The organism is Parapedobacter sp., from assembly GCF_035556095.1.
Classification (GTDB): Bacteria; Bacteroidota; Bacteroidia; order Sphingobacteriales; family Sphingobacteriaceae; genus Parapedobacter.
The window spans coordinates 76,606-96,649 of sequence record NZ_DATMFT010000012.1 but is presented as its reverse complement, the minus strand read 5'-3'; the positions used below and the strand labels follow the sequence as shown (position 1 = coordinate 96,649).

At 49.9% G+C, this 20,044-nt stretch carries 11 protein-coding genes; 1 reads left to right on the top strand and 10 read right to left on the bottom strand.

What is annotated here, in order from left to right:
* Window positions 1-36: 36 nt before the first annotated feature.
* From VNQ80_RS06490 to VNQ80_RS06445, 10 genes are all read right to left on the bottom strand, one after another.
* Window positions 37-969, bottom strand: a complete 933-nt coding sequence (locus tag VNQ80_RS06490; RefSeq protein ID WP_325636651.1) for a hypothetical protein — start codon at window positions 967-969, stop codon at window positions 37-39.
* Window positions 962-1,729 carry a PIG-L deacetylase family protein gene (locus VNQ80_RS06485; protein ID WP_325636650.1) on the bottom strand — a complete coding sequence of 256 codons (768 nt, stop codon included), beginning with the start codon at window positions 1,727-1,729 and terminating at the stop codon, window positions 962-964. The genes VNQ80_RS06490 and VNQ80_RS06485 overlap by 8 nt, the downstream gene beginning before the upstream one ends.
* A gap of 17 nt (window positions 1,730-1,746) precedes the next feature.
* Entirely contained in the window at window positions 1,747-3,369 is a 1,623-nt protein-coding gene (locus tag VNQ80_RS06480) for an SLC5 family protein (protein WP_325636649.1), read from the bottom strand.
* 3 nt (window positions 3,370-3,372) lie between these two features.
* A complete protein-coding gene (locus tag VNQ80_RS06475; protein ID WP_325636648.1) occupies window positions 3,373-6,081 on the bottom strand; it encodes a hypothetical protein in 2,709 nt (902 codons plus the stop codon).
* Between the two features lies 1 nt (window position 6,082).
* Entirely contained in the window at window positions 6,083-8,797 is a 2,715-nt protein-coding gene (locus VNQ80_RS06470) for a hypothetical protein (RefSeq protein WP_325636647.1), read from the bottom strand.
* A 203-nt stretch (window positions 8,798-9,000) separates the two neighbouring features.
* A complete protein-coding gene (locus tag VNQ80_RS06465; RefSeq protein ID WP_325636646.1) occupies window positions 9,001-10,233 on the bottom strand; it encodes a DUF4998 domain-containing protein in 1,233 nt (410 codons plus the stop codon).
* Window positions 10,234-10,237: 4 nt separating this feature from the next.
* Window positions 10,238-11,413, bottom strand: a complete 1,176-nt coding sequence (locus VNQ80_RS06460) for a DUF5000 domain-containing lipoprotein (protein WP_325636645.1) — start codon at window positions 11,411-11,413, stop codon at window positions 10,238-10,240.
* Between the two features lie 36 nt (window positions 11,414-11,449).
* Window positions 11,450-13,333, bottom strand: coding sequence for a RagB/SusD family nutrient uptake outer membrane protein (locus tag VNQ80_RS06455; RefSeq protein WP_325636644.1), 1,884 nt, complete (start codon window positions 13,331-13,333; stop codon window positions 11,450-11,452).
* 11 nt (window positions 13,334-13,344) lie between these two features.
* Window positions 13,345-16,452 carry a TonB-dependent receptor gene (locus VNQ80_RS06450; protein WP_325636643.1) on the bottom strand — a complete coding sequence of 1,036 codons (3,108 nt, stop codon included), beginning with the start codon at window positions 16,450-16,452 and terminating at the stop codon, window positions 13,345-13,347.
* Between the two features lie 313 nt (window positions 16,453-16,765).
* Window positions 16,766-18,826: an alpha-galactosidase gene (locus VNQ80_RS06445; protein WP_325636642.1), complete on the bottom strand. Its 2,061-nt coding sequence runs from the start codon at window positions 18,824-18,826 to the stop codon at window positions 16,766-16,768.
* A 295-nt stretch (window positions 18,827-19,121) separates the two neighbouring features.
* On the opposite strand from VNQ80_RS06445, the gene VNQ80_RS06440 reads away from it, so the two are divergent.
* Window positions 19,122-20,021 carry an AraC family transcriptional regulator gene (locus VNQ80_RS06440; protein WP_325636641.1) on the top strand — a complete coding sequence of 300 codons (900 nt, stop codon included), beginning with the start codon at window positions 19,122-19,124 and terminating at the stop codon, window positions 20,019-20,021.
* Window positions 20,022-20,044: the final 23 nt, after the last annotated feature.

Here is a 20,044-nt window from a genome sequence, read left to right as displayed (position 1 = left end):
TTGTTGTTTGTTTTTTTTATTTCATGGTTGGACCGCTTACACGCGCTCATGCTTTCCATTCCCACCGGCGTAAATCGTCACCACGGTATCGATTGCGCCACCGGGTTCTAATACCGAGCATTGCCCAAGATCGGCCGCTTCATTGACGCGGACGGGCATCGCGGAGGCCGGCTCAAGGATAGCCGTGTAATGGTCGCGGAACTGGCCATAGGAGGCAAAATACCATTGGTAGGGAAACACTTGTTGGTCATAACGGTACGCAAAGCGACAATTCCCTTCGTCCGTCAGCAGCGCCATTTCTCCTTCGGGCGCATCGTATAGGTAGAAAAAATCCATGGTGCCATTTTTCTCTGGCACCACCGATGCGTCTATCCCCGTAATGGCGGGCCAGCTGAACGTACCGGGGTCGCCGAAGCGTGATGCTGCCGCGTTCACCACCTTCGCTTGGCGCGCGGGGGTGGCCAACCGGTCGCCCCGGGCAATCCGTAGGGCAGCATGCAATTTCCACAAAAATTTCCGGCGTTCGCCCGACTGGTTGACAAGGCGGTACGCCAACTTGATTTCCGGGGACCCGGCCTCCAGCGACACCGTTTTCCGATACTGCAACCCACTCAATGGCAATAGCCCATATACCGAGACGGCATTTTCAACGACCTCATATGCCAAACGGGTGGTCCAGAGTTCACCATGATCGGGATAGGCCGTGCCATCGATTTCCTCCGGTAGGTCGTTGGGCAGCAGCTCATCGATCCCGCCCCAAAAGTTGCTGTCGTAGTCGTCGCCCGGGTGGTTCTCCCGTAGGCCGAGCGCGGCGTTGTACCACAAAAACTCCTTATGGTATGCCTTGTTGAATACACTGCTGATTTTTCCGCCCAGTGCGGGGATCACATCCACCCGCAAGTGGTCATTTTCGATACAGATGATCTCCAATCCGTATTCCTCCCGTGGGGTAATTCGTGTTTCATGCATGGTAGTCGTGGATTAATGAACCTAATTCCGCCGCCAACAAATCTTCTTGTGGATAGCTGAACCCCAAATGCTGCCGATAGCCCTCTGCATACCGTTGGCCGATCAGCTTGCCGTTACGTTCCGAAAACGACTTCATCAGCAGCACAAACTCATCTACTTGCGATATCGAGCGCAGCCAATCCCGTTGGCTATGGTGACAGCAAAGCATCGCTTCCTTCACCGTCATCACCTCCGTAATGTTTACCAGCCTGCTCCCCACGATTTCTCGCCCGAGCCGGTCCTTGCCCTGCACCGCATCGGCATAATACAGGTGCGGAACCTGCGCCAGCAGGGGTAGGCCCGGGGTATCGATATTGGGTATAGTCGCCGCCATGCACGCCGTCTGCGCCAAATGGCTGGTGATCTCGTGATCCAGCATGTAGTCGTCGGGGCTGGCGGTAATCACCAGCACGGGCTGCACTTCACGGAACAATGCAATCACCTTCAGCAGGGTAGGCTTGTCGTACAAGATAAAAACATCTTTACATTCCAAGCAGCGGTAGCCACCGCCGATAACGGCAGCGGCAGCGGCGGCCTCTTTGCGTCGAACCGCACTGATTTCGTCGGCACTGAGCCGGGTAGAACCCGCTTGTCCCGGCGTCATCGTAGCGATCGTTACCTGCCACCCCCGCTGCGCCAGCAGGGCCAGCAGGCCCCCGCTGAGAATTTCTGCATCATCGGGATGTGCCATAAGGCAGAGTACTGTATTTTTATTCGTCATCTTTAATCACTAACTAGTTACCACCAAAGGATGTAAAGCACTAGATAAATAATGGCCAATATGCCCCACCAAAGCCATACCGATTGCCACCATGGGCGATCCGGTTCGTTTTCGGGGAGCTTTAGCAGCCTAGGGGTCCACATTAGCCCGGAGATTTCGGCCACCGCGCGCGGCTGGGTATACCAGCTTACGCCTACCATGATCGCCACACAAACTGCCTGCGTAACCCCGCCTATCACATAAAAATTATTCAGGCCATACGCCGATATCACGGTTTGTGGAAACAACGCCGGGATCACTACAAACTGGATTAAGGCACCCAGCGGAATCCCTGCAATCAATACGGTCAGCGAGGCGGCCGGCGTAGCTCTTTTCCAGAACATGCCCGCTAGAAAGCAGGTCGCTACAGGGACTGCCAAGTAGGTAGATAACGACTGGAAATAAATAAAAATTCCCCCCATGTTCCCGATTACGGGCGCGTAGAGCACACTGAAAGCCATCAGCCCGAAAGTGCACCACATCCCCACGCGAACCAGCTGCCTATCATTGGCTTTTCTATTGATCCATCTTTTGTAGACATCGTAAGTAAACAGCGTGGAAATGGAATTCAGAAACGCCGAAATAGTCGACATGATGGCCGCTAGTATACCCACTAGTATAAGCCCCTGCAACCCCTTGGGGATGAGGTTGGCAATCAACATGGGGTACACGTCGTCCACTTGGTCGGGCGTAACCGCAAACTCCGGGTAACCGGTTTGGGCCAGTGCCCGCGCAATCATTCCCGGAAATATTTCTAAAAACGGCCGTAACAACACGAAGGTTAATGCAATTACGATGGCCATGCGCACATCCCATTCGGTCTTTGCACCGAAACCCCGCTGCACCAACGTTTGGTTGATACATGAGTAGAACAGCTGGAGGTTGAACAGCGAGAAGAGAACGGCGTGCCACGGCATGATAGGCGTATCCATGGGCTGCATCAGGTGGAAACCACCCGGCGCATGGCCTACGATGTCCCTCCAGCCATTTTCCAGCTTCGCATAACCCAAATAAAACAAGATTCCCCCCGCCGCGAACATCAACACGAATTGGAATACCGACGCATTGATCATGGAAGACATGCCGCCGAAGATGGTAAAGATACCCGATACCAAGCCTAATATCAATATGCCCTGCCAAAGCGGTATATCGTAAATCACTTCAAACAGTTTGGCTCCGCCATAAAGGACCACTGCCAAACTCAGAAACACATAGCTGACCAGCAACAGTATGCCGAACACGTGCTGGCTGCGTTTATCGAACCGTTCACCGAGGTATTGCGGCATGGTAACGATGTTATTGCGCAGGTAAAGCGGAAAAAACACGAAAATCAGCGCCGTATAGACGAAAACCGCAATCAAATACGAGTTCACCAGCGGCAGGCCTACAAGGTAGCCCATGCCGTTCATGCCAATGAGCTGCTCCGAGTTGAGGCCCGTGGCCACGTAAGCGGCGCCGATGGCCCACCATGGCAGCATCCCCTTGGAGGTGAAGTATTGCGCCGCATCTGCTTTCTTGCTGCGGCTAGACCAAACGCCGATGGCAATGATGATTACAAAGTAACCGACGATGGTAAGGATATCTATTGTGCTGGCAGACATACCTTAAAACGTTAGCCGGACCGTTGCTTTGCCATTGAAATTGGTAACCACAACGCTTTCCGTTTTTTCTTCATACGTTCCGCCATCGACGTGAACGGGTTTGCTGTGATTGGGATGCGGTAGCCTGATCCGCACCGTCTCGGGCTTCCGATCACCCGTGCTTTCCACGGTCGCTTCGATGTAACCCGCTCCCACATGCGATTTCGCTTGCACACGCAACGGACCGAAATAACTCTGCACACCATCCAATACAATTGCTTCCCCATCGGCCATCCAAGCCCGCGGTATGGTCTTAAATAGATCCAGCGCACGCCCGTCTTCCATATACAGCATCCATCGGGTTTCCATCAAGAACCAGCCCTCTTCATGGGTTTTATGCGGACTCACCTTATATAAATGTTCCCAAAAGGAATATGTTTCCCGATCGGCTAATGCCGCGAAGGTACTGTAGTACGTTTCCAAAAATGGTTTGGCCATGCCCAACTTCGCCTGCATCCAATTGTGGCGGCTGTAATAAGGTTGGCTGAATGCCGCATTGCCTTGGTAAAACAGCTCGCTGTGGTAATCCAACAGCATCCTTGCCGCCGGCTCATCCGCATCAAGCACTTCACAGAACACCAGGTAGAGTGGCCCGAGCATCGCATCTGACACCGTGACCGTGCCATGCGACCAGAATACTTCCGGCTTCACGTGCAGTGCCCGTAAACCCACGGCCTCGGTCCATGGCGGCGCCGTGGGGCACCACGTGCCATCACCCAAAGGCACAACCGGCGAAAGCGCCATTACGTTAAAGAACGACTCGCGGATATCCGCTTTCCAGGCGGCCGCCTCCTTGCCAATCCGATCGGCCTCCCCGTGACCGATGGCAGCAAGCACCTCGGCGACCCGGCCCATACCGATATATGCATAACCGTTCAGCATAAACTGGTGGAAATGGTCTTCCGGATCGGCAACCTTCCCGGAGATCATCCCGTAGCCCCGACCCTGCAGCTCGCCTTTCTTGCTCTGGTTGCGCCACTCAATGAGATAGTCGGCCGATTTCAACAGCTTGGATGCCGCCTCCCGCGCCCACTCTGTATCGTTGGTATATCTGAAGTATTCGCCCATGGTCCACAGCGCCGCGCCGGTCTCGACCATATAGCCGCCGAAATTCTGGATGAATCCATTTTCGTGCTGCTTATCCAAAAAATAGGTGAGCGAGCGTTTGGCGATATCTTGCCAACCCATCGAATTGTAAAATTGGATAATCGGCGAACTCTCCGTGCCGATCGGCGAATATACCCCGATGTTCGGTGCCAGGGTCTCATCGGGATCATTGCCAAAGGTAATCAGGTCGAGGTGTAACAGACCGGCCTTGATCATTTCTTCGATCCGCTTTTCGGGTAGCTTGATGGTCGCCGCTTGGGCGAGCTTGTCTTGCCAGAACTTTTTCGCTTCGGTGTACCGTTGGTCGAACGATTGGCTGGCCAGTGCCGTAGCCCGGGCGCTGTCGACAGGGCTATGGGGGACACAAAACTCAAACACCACCTTTTCGCCCGGCGCTACCAAGACAGCGATTTCCTCGTTCTGCAAAGGTTCGCCGTTCAAACGGGAAATACAGAACACCCGCCCCGAAGCGTAAGTGGAAAAGCCTGTCGTTGCATCGAACGTATATTCATTCCTATGGTGCCAACCCGTGCCGGGCCGTGGGGCCTTGAACCAGGCATATCGCGGCACGGTACCGGTGTTGACCGCTTCCGACCGGAAATACAACACGGTTTCTTCATCCGGGTTGAGCACTTCACCCTGCCGCTCCGCGAGCAATTGCTTTTGGTCCTCCGTAAACATATGCCCGCCGCTATGGCTGTCGGCCACCAAAAAGTCAGTACCGAACCGGGAACCCAACGAAAGGGCCGATTTTTCAAACGAGACAAAGGTGGTCGAGTGGTATTGGATATCGTCGTCGGTCAAGGTACTATGCAATATGGGCAGCGACCCCTGATCGAGGCGACGCGAAATATTATCTTGCACGCCGACACCACGTCCTACAGTGTAGAGGTAATTTGCCGCTTGGTCTCCGGCTTCGGGCAGCGTTACCGCCGAAACCGACCTTCGCGGAGAGATGATATTGGCCTCGCCGGGCGACTGATCGGACAATGCTTCCGTAATCTGAAAAATCCGGAAATCACGGCTTGTGCCCAACCATGTCGGTACAGACATGTCCCGCGTGCGATTTTCAACGGAAGCGAACGAAGCCTCCTCTGGCGAATCGGTAAGCTGTTGGATCTTGGTTTTCGATTTCCTTGACAAAACCGCGCGTTCCACGTCCTCGTACGACCGTGGATCATCGGCGCGCAGCACCATCACACCGTAGGCCGGTATATAAATGGGATAATCCGATGTCACGTCTCGCAGGAAAAACGAAAAGGCATTAGGCTGGTTATCGACTGTTATCACCGTCGAGCCGGGGCCTACCGTCAGGTTTACGTCCTCACAGTCAACAACCAATGCATTGTTGCCATCCCGCGTAAAATGGTAGTGGTCTTCGGCCACCTTCCCACGCCCCTTATGAATTGTAAGCCGTGAAATGCTACCATTATCAACCCCAATCATACCCGCTTGTTGTCCCTGCTTCCATTCGATTCTGATGCGCAGGTCCGTATCGCCCTGGGCCGGTTTAAAAAGCAACATCGTGAGTGCCGCTAACATTCCATACTTAAGATTCAGCTTCATTTCAATTAACATGTTTTACATTTTTTTTAGTATCCACGTATTCCACCACAAGTTCCAACATGACCGCCCCAGGCACCACATTCCCTTTCAACTCAATATAATGGGTCTTGTGCGTGGGATTTTTAGCATTGGCAAAGGTCTTGATAGGCACTTGGGCTCCATTTAATTTGACTTCCTTTATCACCACAGCCGCTGGATTGGAAAAGCCTAACTCGACGATCGCGTCGTCTTGTTGGTTTCGGTCTTGTCCATAACGTTCAATAAACGGCAAGGTAAATTGTGTTTGGTACGATGCCTCTCCCGTTACCGAGGCCGCGTCGGCCGCTTCATTTGTTTGTAGTGTTGTTTTGCGATAAAAAACAGGTGTTGTTGGGCCGGCAGCTGTAATGTTGTCGGTTTTAACTGTCAACCATACTTCATAGTCTTCCGAAAAGGCATTATGAACATATGCACCTAGAAACCCTTCCCGCTCGGCAGATGGAAACGTCCGATACAATGGATCGCCATTTACGCGCCATTGGGTGAGTGCCGTGGGGGCTGCCTCCCTCGGCCCTTGAATACGAATTCGGGCAATAGCTCCCTGTTTATCAATTATTTTCGCACTCACTGGAAAAGTATACATAGGTACCGTCTGTTTTTGTACGGCAAAAACATCGGTGACCTTCTCACCTTCAGGCAATACAACCGCTATTTCCTTTCCAATACCTTGACGTACTGTCAGGGCGAAGCGGTACCCGCCCGCTATCTCATCTATGCGTAACGGCGTTATGCCGTATACCGTGGGCTCCGTTGGCGCAGTTTCTCGTGGAGCCACTTCCACGATGCGGACCGAGTAAGGCTCCAACGTGAATTTAATCGTATCACCCATACGTGCAAAAGGTATCGGTTGCTCGATAATAGGGGCCCTGTTGGGATAAATTTCCGACAACACGAATGACGTACCACTTGACAACCCCATCGTGCCGTCGAGCACTAATTTCTTGTTCACGGGAAAGGCGTTCTGGTTGACGAAGCACAGAAAACCCCGGTCTTCTTTCATATGGCCATACACTTCTGCAGCACCTGGGCCCGGCGGATCACCTAACCGGCTTGTATACCTCCATACATCGTAGTGCTCTCGAACAAACTCCAGCCAATATTTGATAAATGATTTGACGCGCAAATTATCTTTGCTGGGTATTCGGTCTAAGAAAGACCGAATTTCGCCCAAGCCAATATTGGGGGTAACAGCGAGTCCTTGAAGAAAACTATATTCAAACACGTGAGGATCAGCCAACCTACTATTTGGGGCAAGATAATACTCGTAATTCGTAAAAGCCGTATAAGGAACAAAATACTGCTCGTGCACGGTGACCATTTGCTCCCGGCGACCATCGCCTAGGTTCTTAAGTATATTCAAATGTGGTGCATATTCCCGCACATGTGGGTCCGTTAGATAGACATTAGGGTTATACCAGATTAATTTCGGCATCAATTCGATCCAATTACCACTGTTTGACCAAACCAGGAAGTTTTCGTCTAATTCATTTAATGCGCCCATCATGTTTACCAGCCCCAATATTTGCTGGTAAGTGTCGCCAACGGGGTGATTATGATTGTCTGCATAACAGGATCGAATGTTCAAAAAATCTAGGCATATAATTTGCAAGCCATACTTTTTATTATGTGCGACTAACCGACTCGTCAACATGTCGACATACTCGTTTACGCCCAAGCATTCAGGTCCCGTATTTCCGCCAACATCCCGGATCAACCAATCAGGCCTATCTAACGCCCGGTGATGGTGGTTGTAATGGGGGCAATATAGTCCTTGGGGAACTGCATAATCACCCATCTTTACGCCCAAGGATCGCGCCGCACGCTGTAAACTCCGCATGTTATTACCCGTAAGATCTTCGTCGGGCCAATCAAATACACCTTCGAATACCTGGTAATATTCAATACCGAGTTCCGCGTTCAATCGCAGGTCCTCTTCCACCAACTCGGGGCTTAAAGCTATCGTCGGGTTATCATACATCGAGTAAAAGATGCGATTATCGCGCACATCTGTCATCTGGTTGGTTATACTTGCAGACAAAACCATCGGGCGCTGAAAGCGCGAAGTAAATCGCTTTTCAATATACGTAGAGACCGCTTCAATCTCGGCGCGGTCGAATGCTCCAATCATTTCTCCCGACAGATTACATGCGCCTATACTCAACGTGTGGGCATTATACGTTCGGCCTTCATGTAGCATCACGCCCGGAGGGTAATGTATGCCTGAGCTATCTATCCTGCTGTAAGGAAAATCTAAGGATAAAAAAAAGGAAATTCCATTCTTGCGAAGAAACACGGTGTTATCCATGAGCGCCGTAGCATGAACTACTTTTTCAACACCATCTTCCCAAACGCCCGAAAACCAAGTAACCTTGTTTAATCGCGATTCCGCCGATGCGCTGACAGCTAAGAACAAAGTAATGAAATCGCCTTCTTTTTTGGACCACTCGGCATTGACGCGGCCTACAGCGTCCAGCTTAAATAGATCGCCCGAAAAATCTACTTGTTGACCTTCGCTATACAATATGATTTTACCGTCGGCAACCTCGATGTCGACAGGAACAAACGGAGCCGCTCCCCAGTCGAATTGCGGTTTATCATTGGCCCGTACAACGAGGCCGTTAACAATACAAACGATTAACAGGATGACGAGCCTTATTTCTCTTCGAGTGTTTTCCATTACGGCAAGAATGCGCAAATAGCCCGTGAATTTTTCTGGCTACCGTTCTGCTTATTTTCCCTATTTCTTTCCATTTGTTTGCTTAACCGGATTAAGCAAATGTATTGGATATTTGAATGCGACGACACCACCCCATTTGCAGTTACCGATACAGTATTTACAAACGCACTCAGAGTATGGTCTCCAACGGCCAAGTTCGCATATTATTCAATAGGCCGAAGCGGCGTTTCTTGATTCCCCCAAAACGTGATTTCGGCGACTCCTACGGCCTGAACGTTGCCAAACGTTTTCGTTGTTTTCCAACGAAGATAGCGATAAGGTGGAGTGTCTTCGGGAAATTCAAATTCAAGGCCCGCCCGCGATGCTTCGGTATCCGCTGCTGTCAACGTGCCTACAGGCGAACCGGACGGCTTAATCGCAACGCAATCCATAATCTTCGTCCATGCACGCCAATCGCCGTCCAACTCATTACTGCCCCATACTTCCCATTTTTCCGGGCTTGCATGGGCAAACTCATAGGATGCACCGGTGGGCCACATGAAATACTTAAAATGATTGAAGGCCGTAGGCACATGGAAATCAAGGGTAAATGATTGGGGCAATGCAGACGCTTCTGTGACGGCGGTCTCACCGATATTGGTAACATCGCCATCGACGAAATACCTGTAGTCCAAGCCGGCATAGAATTGATTATAGTCGCCGGGGAGTGTCATAATCGGTGTCGGGTTCGGCAACTTTTTTGGTGTCGGCGCAGGTACCACCGAATGGTATTCGGAATAAAACGTATCGACCGCGATACCGCCTGGGATATACAGCGTTCGGTACTCGATAACCGAACTGGGCTTATAATCGGTCAGTTCCAGTATATTCTCCCCCAAGGGCAGCGTGGTGATATGCGTCTGATCATTTTGATCCATGTGAACAACCTCCATCGCCGCAGCATCCTGCGTGGTATTCGTATACCATTCGAGGCGGGCTGTGGTGCCATCAGCGCCCGCGGACCGCAGCACTCCATTCACCAGTTGCGATTCATAATCATCCCCAAATGCTTCTGCATACGTACTGATCTTGACCGAATGGTTCCCATACTTATCATACGTTACCACATCGATGGGGTAACCGCCTTCATCCAGTCCGGCAAGCCACACGTGGACTGTATCGATTCCCGGCTCTCGAATGATCTGATGGTCCATTTGCTGTTCACCATTATTCCATGATATCAATGCCCCTACCACCTTTTTGTCCGGTCCGATCGGCCACGACAATTTAACGCGGTGCCTGCCGGGATAGGCTTTGACGGAATCAGCTTTTTGGGCATAGATAACTTCGCCTTCGGCTATATAATCCCGGTAGGTATCATCCATTTCCTTACATCCGGACACAAAAGCTAATGTGAAGAGCACAACGCCCAGAATCGTTATATTACGTAAATTCATGATCTCAGTTGTTCGTTTGATTTCCCCAAAAAGTGAGCTCAGCAATGCCGACCGATCTCATACCTCCAAATGTCTTCGTTGTTTTCCATCGGATATAACGATAAGCGGGCGTTCCTACCGGAAAGTCGAAATCGAGCCCCGCCCGCGACGCTTCCTGGTCTTCTTGTGTCATCACGCCCAAGGGTGCTCCTGATGGCTTCACGGCCACACAATCCATCAATTTCGTCCAATTATTCCAATCGTCGGTCAATTCATTGGCTCCCCAAACCTCCCATTTTTCAGGGCACGCATAATTGAACTCATAGTGTGCGCCAACCGGATACATAAAGTATTTGAAACGACTGAATTGGGTCGGAACTCCAAAATCGAGCGTAAAGGACTGCGGCATCGGCGTGGCATTGTCTAACCACGTTTCCATCGTCGTGGATACTTCGCCATCTACCATTTTGCTGTAATCCAACCCGCCCCAGAAAAGGTGATAATCTCCGGGAAGCGCTGTAATAGGCACCGGATTAGGAATCTGTATTTCGAAAAGTGGCGTGAGGGATACTTCCACCGTATCTGACTTATTATTCCATCGGTCCCTCACAAATGCACCAAACAGGATTTCCGTGGCCTCCTGATTCCGCACCGTCAGGGTTCCCTGCTGCCTTTTTGTATATAATTCGTCGACGGGTACCCATTCATCGTTTACTTTCTTCAAGAGACTGATGACAACGTTGATTGTGTCTACATTTTCAAAACCAACGGAAATACCACCGAAGGTAGGTGTAAACACAAACGAGGATGCAATTTGATCAACCGGAGGTGTAAGCGGGCTTATCTTAACCGAAACCGGTTCAGATTCAACCTCCGAACGACTAACCGCATACAACGTCACTTCGCGTTCGTTTGTATTACCGATTCCTTCGATTACCAACGTATCCACATAGGCCGAAGCTTTCACCTCGTGGAAGTATCCCTCGGGAAATTCATAAACCGCTTTCACGTACAACAAATCTTCGGTGTCTGGCAATTCGTATTGGAGCTTAGCGCCGCCTGGCAAATTCGACACTTCCACTTGGTATACAGGAGCCGGTTTTCCCCCAGCCGTTAAAATCGGAGCGGGCAACTCTTCCTTGCACGCGATTGCAAAAAATATCAACCACGACCATCCGATCAGAAATCTTACTTTGCTCATGATATTCGTTAACTAATTTATATGTTTATGGGATGGTTACCAACCCGGGTTTTGCACGAGGTTCTTGTTTCTTACCAGTTCCAATTCCCTGATAGGCCAGAAGTAATCACGAAAATAAAACTTTCGATTAAAGATTGTAGACACCGTATAGTATGCCCGGGCTTCCTCCTGGGTGATGTCCCAACCTTGTATCCGGTAGTTGAGCTCGTCCATGGATTTCTTCCATCGCTTTAAATCCCACGACCGGTGTCCCTCAAAAGCCAATTCGATGGCACGCTCACCATGGATAATTTCACGCAATCCCTCTTTGGTCGTGTACTTATCGGGCCGGTTGGAATAAGCCGACCACGATTCCTCGACGCCGGCCAGCCCGGCTCTGGCCCGTACTTCATCGATATAATGGAGAGCTTCGGCAACGGGGCCCTGACTTTCATTGATGGTTTCGGCATATAATAAATACAAGTCGGCAAGCCTGATTTCCGGATTGGGATAGTTCACGATCGAAAAATCGACCGTAGACGAATACACGCTTTCCGGGTGGACTAGTTTCTTTGGCCAATATCCGGTAGCGGAATAGCCATGCATTGGCATGCCGCCCGCATTCTGCCCGAACTTCGCCTCGACAAACCAACTATTCGCTTCGTTCAGCCGCCCTTGGCCATACCAAATGGAGCCGTCGAATCCCAGTGAAGCATAAAAGCGAGGTTCCCGGTCAAAATTGAGCTTAACCGTCTGGTATCCCTCTTTAATGTAATACCGCTCACTCGCCCCTGCCGATTTCAAATCGTATCGCCCCCCGTAATCCCAAGCCTTGTCTTCGGTAATCGGTACACCATGGTTCGAATAGAACATTTCCACCATCTTGAGGGTGGCTCCCAACGTACTAGAAACCGACAACCCCGACGTGCTCCCGTCTAAGCGGGCTTGTGCTTCCCGTTGATTTTCGGCAGACAGGCTCTTCACATTCCCCCAGATGATCTCGGGGTTCCACCGGTCGGTAACCGCATATCGAATATTCATCTTCACGTTCGTCTCCGGCGAGACAAATGAGGCGTTTGGTTCATTTTCGTGATAATAATACAGCTTGTGCCCGGCATCATGCGCGGCGTCTATCGCCGCTTTGCATGCCTCAGCTGCGATACGCCACTTATCTGGGTCGACGGTTTGGTTGAAGAACGCCGTCCCATCGCGGCCTTTGAAACTTGCATAGTCCGAGTTGCCATTGAAAAGGGGGCTGGCAGCAAGCACCAATGCCTTTGCTTTCACGGATAGCGCAATAACCCGGGTTATCCGGCCCATTTCGGTCGCCTCGGCCTGGATGATAGGGGGCAGCTCCGGTATGGCTTCATCCAATAACTCCACGACATAGGCAAAACAATCATCAACGGGCTGCCGCTTCACTTTGGTTTCTGCTACCGACGCTGAAATGGGCATGTTTTCACGGACCAACGGAATGGGACCATAATAGCGCAGTAAATGGAAGTGGTAGTATGCCTTGAGGAACTTCACTTCTGCCGCCCAACGCCGGCGTTCCAGTTCGGTTGCGTCAAGTACCTGATCAACATTGGCCAGGAAAATATTGCAGTCACGTATCCCCATATACAAGGATGCTACACCATCGCGCCCCGACCAATAGTCGAACCAGGGATCCGCTACCGTCTGGAATCCGCGCAGCACCTGGTTCGACCCATATTCGCGGATGGTCCATAGTTCATCCGCACCCAATACGGCGGGATCCCAAACATAATTGCCTCCTTTAGGAAGGTAAGAATAGCAGGTAAACAAGAACTTTTCCGCGGTATTCCGCATGGTGAAGGCATTTTCAATGGTCGCAACATTGTCCGGGACAATGTCAAGGTATTCACCACAGGAGCCTGCCGCCAGTGAAAAAGCTAAAACTATAACTCGTATCCTTTTCATAATATACGCGATTAAAATGACAGTTGAAGTCCTAAATTATAGACACGTTGAACCGGATATCCCAGTCCCTCACCGCCCATTTCCACATCCCACAGCTTAAACTTACTCCAGTTCATCAGATTGGTACCAGACGCGTATACGCGCAGGTTGGTTACGTGTAGCCGTTCGACTAACCGGGGGAGCAGGGTATAACCCAGTTCCAATGACTTAAGCCTAAGAAAGGTACCATCCCGCATAAACCACGTGTTGAGTTGTGCATTGTTGCCATTCAGGGTACGGCTTAGCCGGGGTAAAGTCGCATATATATCACGGTTATCTTCAGACCAATAGCTGTTTGCGTACGCGTCGAGCAACTGATTCCCGTTTACGAAGGGCTGGGTAGACCCCCCTGCATTAATCCAGAACGATGACTGCGCAGAGCCTTGGAAAAAGCACGAAAAATCAAAGCCCTTATAGCCGGATGAAAAGCCAAAGCCATAAATCACCTCCGGTGTGGTAGGGTATCCAATGGGTACCTGATCCAGTGTCGTTACCTGCCCATCGCCGTTCACATCCCGGTATTTGATATCGCCAGCCATGTAAACGCCGAAACCTTGTACAGGCGCATTGGATACATCCGCTTCGTCCACAAACAACCGCTCGGCGATGTACCCCCAGCTCTGTGATAAGGAATAACCCAGCCGCGACAGGTTGATATCGTCATATTCCGGTTCTTCCACCACTTTGTACTGGCTTGTCGCATGCGTGAAATTGCCGCGGCTAATGACCCATAGACCGTTGGAAAACGTATAAGAAAAATCCAGCGATATATCCACACCCTTACCGGCGGCTTCACCGACATTCGCCCGCACGGGTGCCGAAAGCCCCATGGTCGACGGAATGGAAGCGCGATCCATCAGTATCCGATCCCGGTATTCAGTAAAATAATCAACCTGAAGTTCCAGTTTGTCCAATAGGCTAAGTTCAAGGCCCAGATTCAGCTTCCGCGCCACTTCCCAGGTAATCAATTTATTATCATAACGCGAAACCAGCACGCCATTCTGGCCATACGTTAAATCGGTGCCAAAAACACTGCCTCTGCTTCCATTATCCATGTCGACGGTAGATAGATAGAAGAACCGGTCAAGGGGTCCGCCAATGGCATCGTTTCCGACCAGTCCGTAGGTGGCTCGCAATTTCAGGTTCGTGACCGTGTTTTTCAAAGGTTCCATGAAACGTTCGTTCGAAACGGTCCAGGCAACGCCCGCCGAAGGGAAAAAGCCAAATCGGTTGTCTTTATAGAACCGCTCTGAGCCGTTGTAACCGAAATTGAATTCGGCGAAATAGCGGTTATCATAGGAATAGGTAGCCCGCCCCGATAACCCCAGGTTTCGATAGGGTAACGATCTCAAGAGCGAGCCCGAATTTCCTTCCAGGTAGTTGCGCATCGTGTAGATGAGCAGACCGCTAACACCATGGGTGTCATTAAACGTACGGTTGTAAGTGAGGGCGGCCTCGGCATATAGGTTGGTTTGTATGGTTTTCGGACCCTCTTGGTATCCCAAGTATTCGGTTCCACCATTCGGATTAATCGCGTCGATTGCATAATCATCCGTAAACCGATCGTAGCTCAACACTTCGTAATAGAAAGGGTTGTAGTATCTGGAAACATCAAAAAACGAATACCGGTTGGTATTGACCATGGCGCGTGAAGACAAACCATCCGTTAGGTATGATAAATTGTGCTTCACTTCAAATTGGGCCATCATTAGCGATTTGTTATAGTCCATATACCCCTTCATCAATTCGGCGTACGGATTGACATAACTTCCGGTCGAATGCCCTCCAAACATGATATGGCGCGTATGCTGATGCTTTTCGTCGGCAGGGAAATATGCTGGGAACATTACAGGACTGGTGCGCATCACCATACGGTACATCTCGGCGCCGCCGTGAATGGGGCCCTGATAATCGTCGAAACTGCCGTATAACTTAACCCCCGCATCCGTTGTTTTCGTGATTTTGATATTCACGTTGGACCGGAGCGAATAACTTTTCAGATCAATGTTGTTGTTGAAGTTATTACGAGGGTCCACTTTCAATACGCCATTATCTTGATTAAAGGTACCCGCAATATAATACTGGGCCACGTCACCTCCGCCCGTTACATTTAGATTAAACCGCTGATTGCGCGCATATTCCTTAAACAACTCTTTCATCCAGTCCGTTGCCGGATATACCCATGGGTTGGCACCGGTTAGTGTATTGTCGATCTTGCGTTCCGAATAGGGGACATCGAGAAAACCCCTCGTGCGTACCGATTCATTTTCCAGCTTCATATAAGTGACTGGATCCGCCAACTTAATATTCTTTGTGGGCGCCGACAGCGAACTCTCATACCGCAGGCTGATGCTGGCCTTTTCTGCCTTTCCGGTTTTGGTCGTTACCAGTATGACACCATTTGCTCCGCGGGCGCCATACAGGGCCGTTGCTGTCGCATCTTTCATGATGGAGAAACTCGCAATGTCATCCGGCTGAAGTCGAGCCAGTTCTGTGGCAGAGAACTCCACCCCATCGATGAGAATCAAGGGATCTTTCTTATAGCCGAAAGTGGTGACCCCACGGATAAAAAAATCGGCGTTGTCCAGTCCCGGTTCCCCACTTCGCTGATAGGCAATCACACCCGCCAACCTACCAGCCAGCGCCGTAGTCAAGTTACTCGATGGCACTTTAAGCTCTGAAGGGTTAATACTAGTAACCGCGCCCACGACCTCCGATTTTTTTTGTGTCCCATAGGCAACCACCACCACCTCATCCATCAAGCTCGTATCACCCTCCAGTACAACCTGCAGTCGCGAATCGTCCTGTATTACGACCTCCTTGGTCAGAAAGCCGATATTCGAGAAGACAAGGATGTCACCCTTAACGATCTCGAAAATAAATCGACCGCTTTCGTTCGTCCTAGTACCACCGGCACCATTGGATTTCAGGCTAACGGAAACTCCTTGAAGGGGATTTTGAGCGGTGTCGGTGACAATACCGGTTATCTCCATTTTCTGCTGGCTATATCCCATCAACGGGACAGCCAAGTTGACAAACACAAGACATAAATTAACTATAAATGAATTTGTCCCTTTCATGTTAACATAAATTTAAATATAAATTAATTCAACTCGCATCGAAACTCATTTTACCCGCGCGGTTAGGTAATCCACTCATTGTGAAAAACGAGCATGATAATCTAGTTACGCATTTTTTATCGGGCAATTCATGCTTCCCACCTGTTATTACCCATGATAAAACAAAAATAGACGTCGGCGGGCTCTCTTAACACCACTGAATTTGCGATTAACGGTACACTATTTACTTCAAGGAAGAATGAGGAAAACTGGGGGGCCACCTGCTTACCATTATTGTTTTTAAAAAGCATACCCGACACATACACAATCAATTTTAACTATCTAATTTAGTCAACGTCACGGTATGGCACCCGGTCGATGCTGACAGGTTCAGGTTTAGGCCGTTATTTTCATCGGCTGTCAGCGAAATGACCTGTTCCTTTTCCCACACCTGGTCGTAAACCTCCACTTTCCATTGTCCAGTAACACCTTCAACCCGGGTTGTTGTCCGATTGGTATACGCATTGATGATAGTGATTTTGCGGGCCCCTTCCACGGTTACGAGGCCTGGTACCGCTTCAAAAAAGCCAAAGAATGTCTGTCTGTTGCGCACAATTTTCAAGATGGCGGACGGTGGTGTGGGGATCAAAGGCGTCAATTGCCCCAGCACAAGATCTTCCTTGTTGCGTTCATAAAATTCCAGCCAAGCTTTAATGATTTGGTTATGGGTCGTTGGTGAATCCTGAAGGATGACCGAAAAGGCCGGGACGCCTGCAAGGACAATACTAGCCATTTGCCTGGCAACATTGACATCACTTTCACTAATTGCCCAGCTCGTACAGCATGCGTGTGTTAATACGCCCTCTCCATAGGTTTTGAGAAACACGACATCTCGCCGATTCATATTATAGTCTTGAGGAACGTCCATGGGCCAAACATGCGTGCAATACGTCTTGGCATTGAGGTTGGCAGATCCCCTTCTCAAGATAACAACCGCGTTGGGATTACACGCAAGGGCTTTCTTATAGAGCCGCTGCATGAGCAACGTGTACGCCACGTGAAGGTCCGACGAAACGGTCGGAGTACCAGCTGGAACAGGATCCGCTTTTTCGGGTATCTCCAGAAAATCATACCATAACCCGTCAATGTTGTATGTGTTGAACATATACGCCCAAGCATCCAACAAATAATCATGTACTTTCTTCAAACGCGGATCGAGATAAGCTTGCAGATTCCCATCAACCTTCAACAAACAATCCTTCATCGTTGGCCAGACTTTGGCCTGTTTACCCATTAAAAAGGGTGCCACATGCAATATGACCCGTTGACCATTGTCGTGCATCTCTTTTACCATGCCGACAGGATCAGGGAATCGGCCACTGTCAAAGAAATAATCGCCGTCCGTGTCAAAAGAATATCCATACTCCCAAGGGATATTCCATCCGGCATCCAATTCTATGGTGGTAACCCCCAATTTAGCCGCAAGTTGCGCATCGTTCCGAATGCGTGCTTCGTCAATACGGTCGGCGTGGGCATACCATGAATGCCACATGGGATTCAATGCCCAATCGCTTATGGGGTCGGGCTTGAAGTCCCTAAACTTATCAACAGCGGTGCTGTAATCCTGTAATGCTTCAAACCAGGTTAAACCGGTATTGGCGTTTATATAGATGCCATCCTTATAGTGCGTAATCGGCTCACCGGTGGTGACCGCGCGATTTAACACGGCACGCACATAACTGTTTGCAATCCCCGGTGCTTCACCGCCATTCTCAGGGCTGTAGGTCGATCCTTCCTGATTACAGGTATGGATTTGTTCCAAGAGTCCAATCGTCAATGTGTTGGTTCCGTCTGTTTCCTGCATCCATATAACGGGATGCTCAAATTGCGCACGAGAATGGCCGTGAAAAACGAATGGAAGATCGACGCGGTAATTCTGCTGTGCCATCATTCCGGTGGTAAACAACTTATAAACGCCTGCATAACTCGTCTTACATTCGATCCGATTTTCCAGCATTTTGAAAGGTATTCCATCTGGGCGGAAGAGGTCGAAATTTATGATTACCGTTTGGGGCGCTTTTTCTACCGCTTCAATCTTCAGCAGGTATCCATTGCCCCGATATTCACCGGCTATCCCATCAATCTTATCATCCGATTGCTTCTCCCATTTTTGCACGGGGGGATCGAGCGTCAGATTCATTCTGAAATGGCCCCGAAGGGTATCCCAAGTTAAATCTTCGGATGCTTGCCACATTGCCGCATCTGCATCGTCCTTGTTGGCCACCGCCATGTCAGGCCCATCTTCTGCTTTAAGTAAGGTCGTGCCTGCTGCAATGGCCATGGTGGTCCCGGCCAGTTGCTTAATGAATTTCCGCCTTGGTGTTGTCTTATTCATAATACTGTCGTTTATAATCGAGTTATCCTGTTATGCATACGCTAGCAGCGTGGTTGCCCCATCGCCCTGTCGCTTCTGTTCCAATTGTCTATATTGTTTCATTTGGTTACCTAATCGGATAAAGCAAAAGTACCGCGTATCTGAACGGCACGACACCACCCCATTTGCTATAACCGACACAATATTTACCTATGACTCAAAAACAACATGGAATTTGTTAATCCGGTGGCAAATGATTAATTATGCAATGCAAAAACGATCCTCTATCATACATATCCAGTTTAAGGGACCGATTATGAAAGTTATTTTCGAACACCAATCTCACCCCGCGGGCTTAGGCTTCCTCATCAAGGAGTACATTCAGCCGTATTTTACGTCGCCTTTCCATTTCCATGACCTTTATGAGTTGATCTGGATTAAAAAAAGCTATGGCAAGCTCTACGCTGGCAAACAGATGATGAACTTCCAAGAAGGCGATGTGTACCTTTTTGGGCCGGGCTTCGGGCACTGTTTCTATAACGAAAAGGGATTTATCGAGCAGGGCGAAAACGCACATGCGGTGGCCATCTTTTTTAAGGACGACTTCTTAGGGCAAGGTTTTTTCGAGAATACAGCTTACATCAAAATCAAAGAGGTACTCAACAAATCGTCTTTTGGCCTTCAAATCCAGTATGTGCCGCCCCGCATCTATGAGCTATTCGAACACGTCACCGCGCAAAGTGGGATGGACGAACTTATCACATTCCTGCAATTGCTCAACGAGGTATCGCGGCTGCCGCCACTGGATATAAAGGTGCTTAACGAGACGCAATCGGCGATGAAGCTAACTAATAAAGATTCAGCGCGGTTGGAGCCGGTGCTCAAATATGTGATCGAAAACTTCCGGGATGACCTCGACAGCAAGACCGCTGCCCGCCTTATCCATCTCAACGATGCTGCCTTCTGCCGGTATTTCAAGCGACGTATGGAACAAACGTTCTCGCAATTTGTCAACAACGTCCGTATCACGCATGCCACCAACTTGCTGCTCAACGAAGAATGGGATATCCTACGGATTTGCTACGAATGCGGTTTTAAGAATCTATCATATTTTAACCGGCAATTCCGGGAGATTACCGGGCAAAGTCCAAAAGAATACCGGATGGCCTTTCAAGGCAACAACCAAACCTTGGTGATGGATAACCAACCGGATTAGGTTGCATGGCAGGCGCTACACAA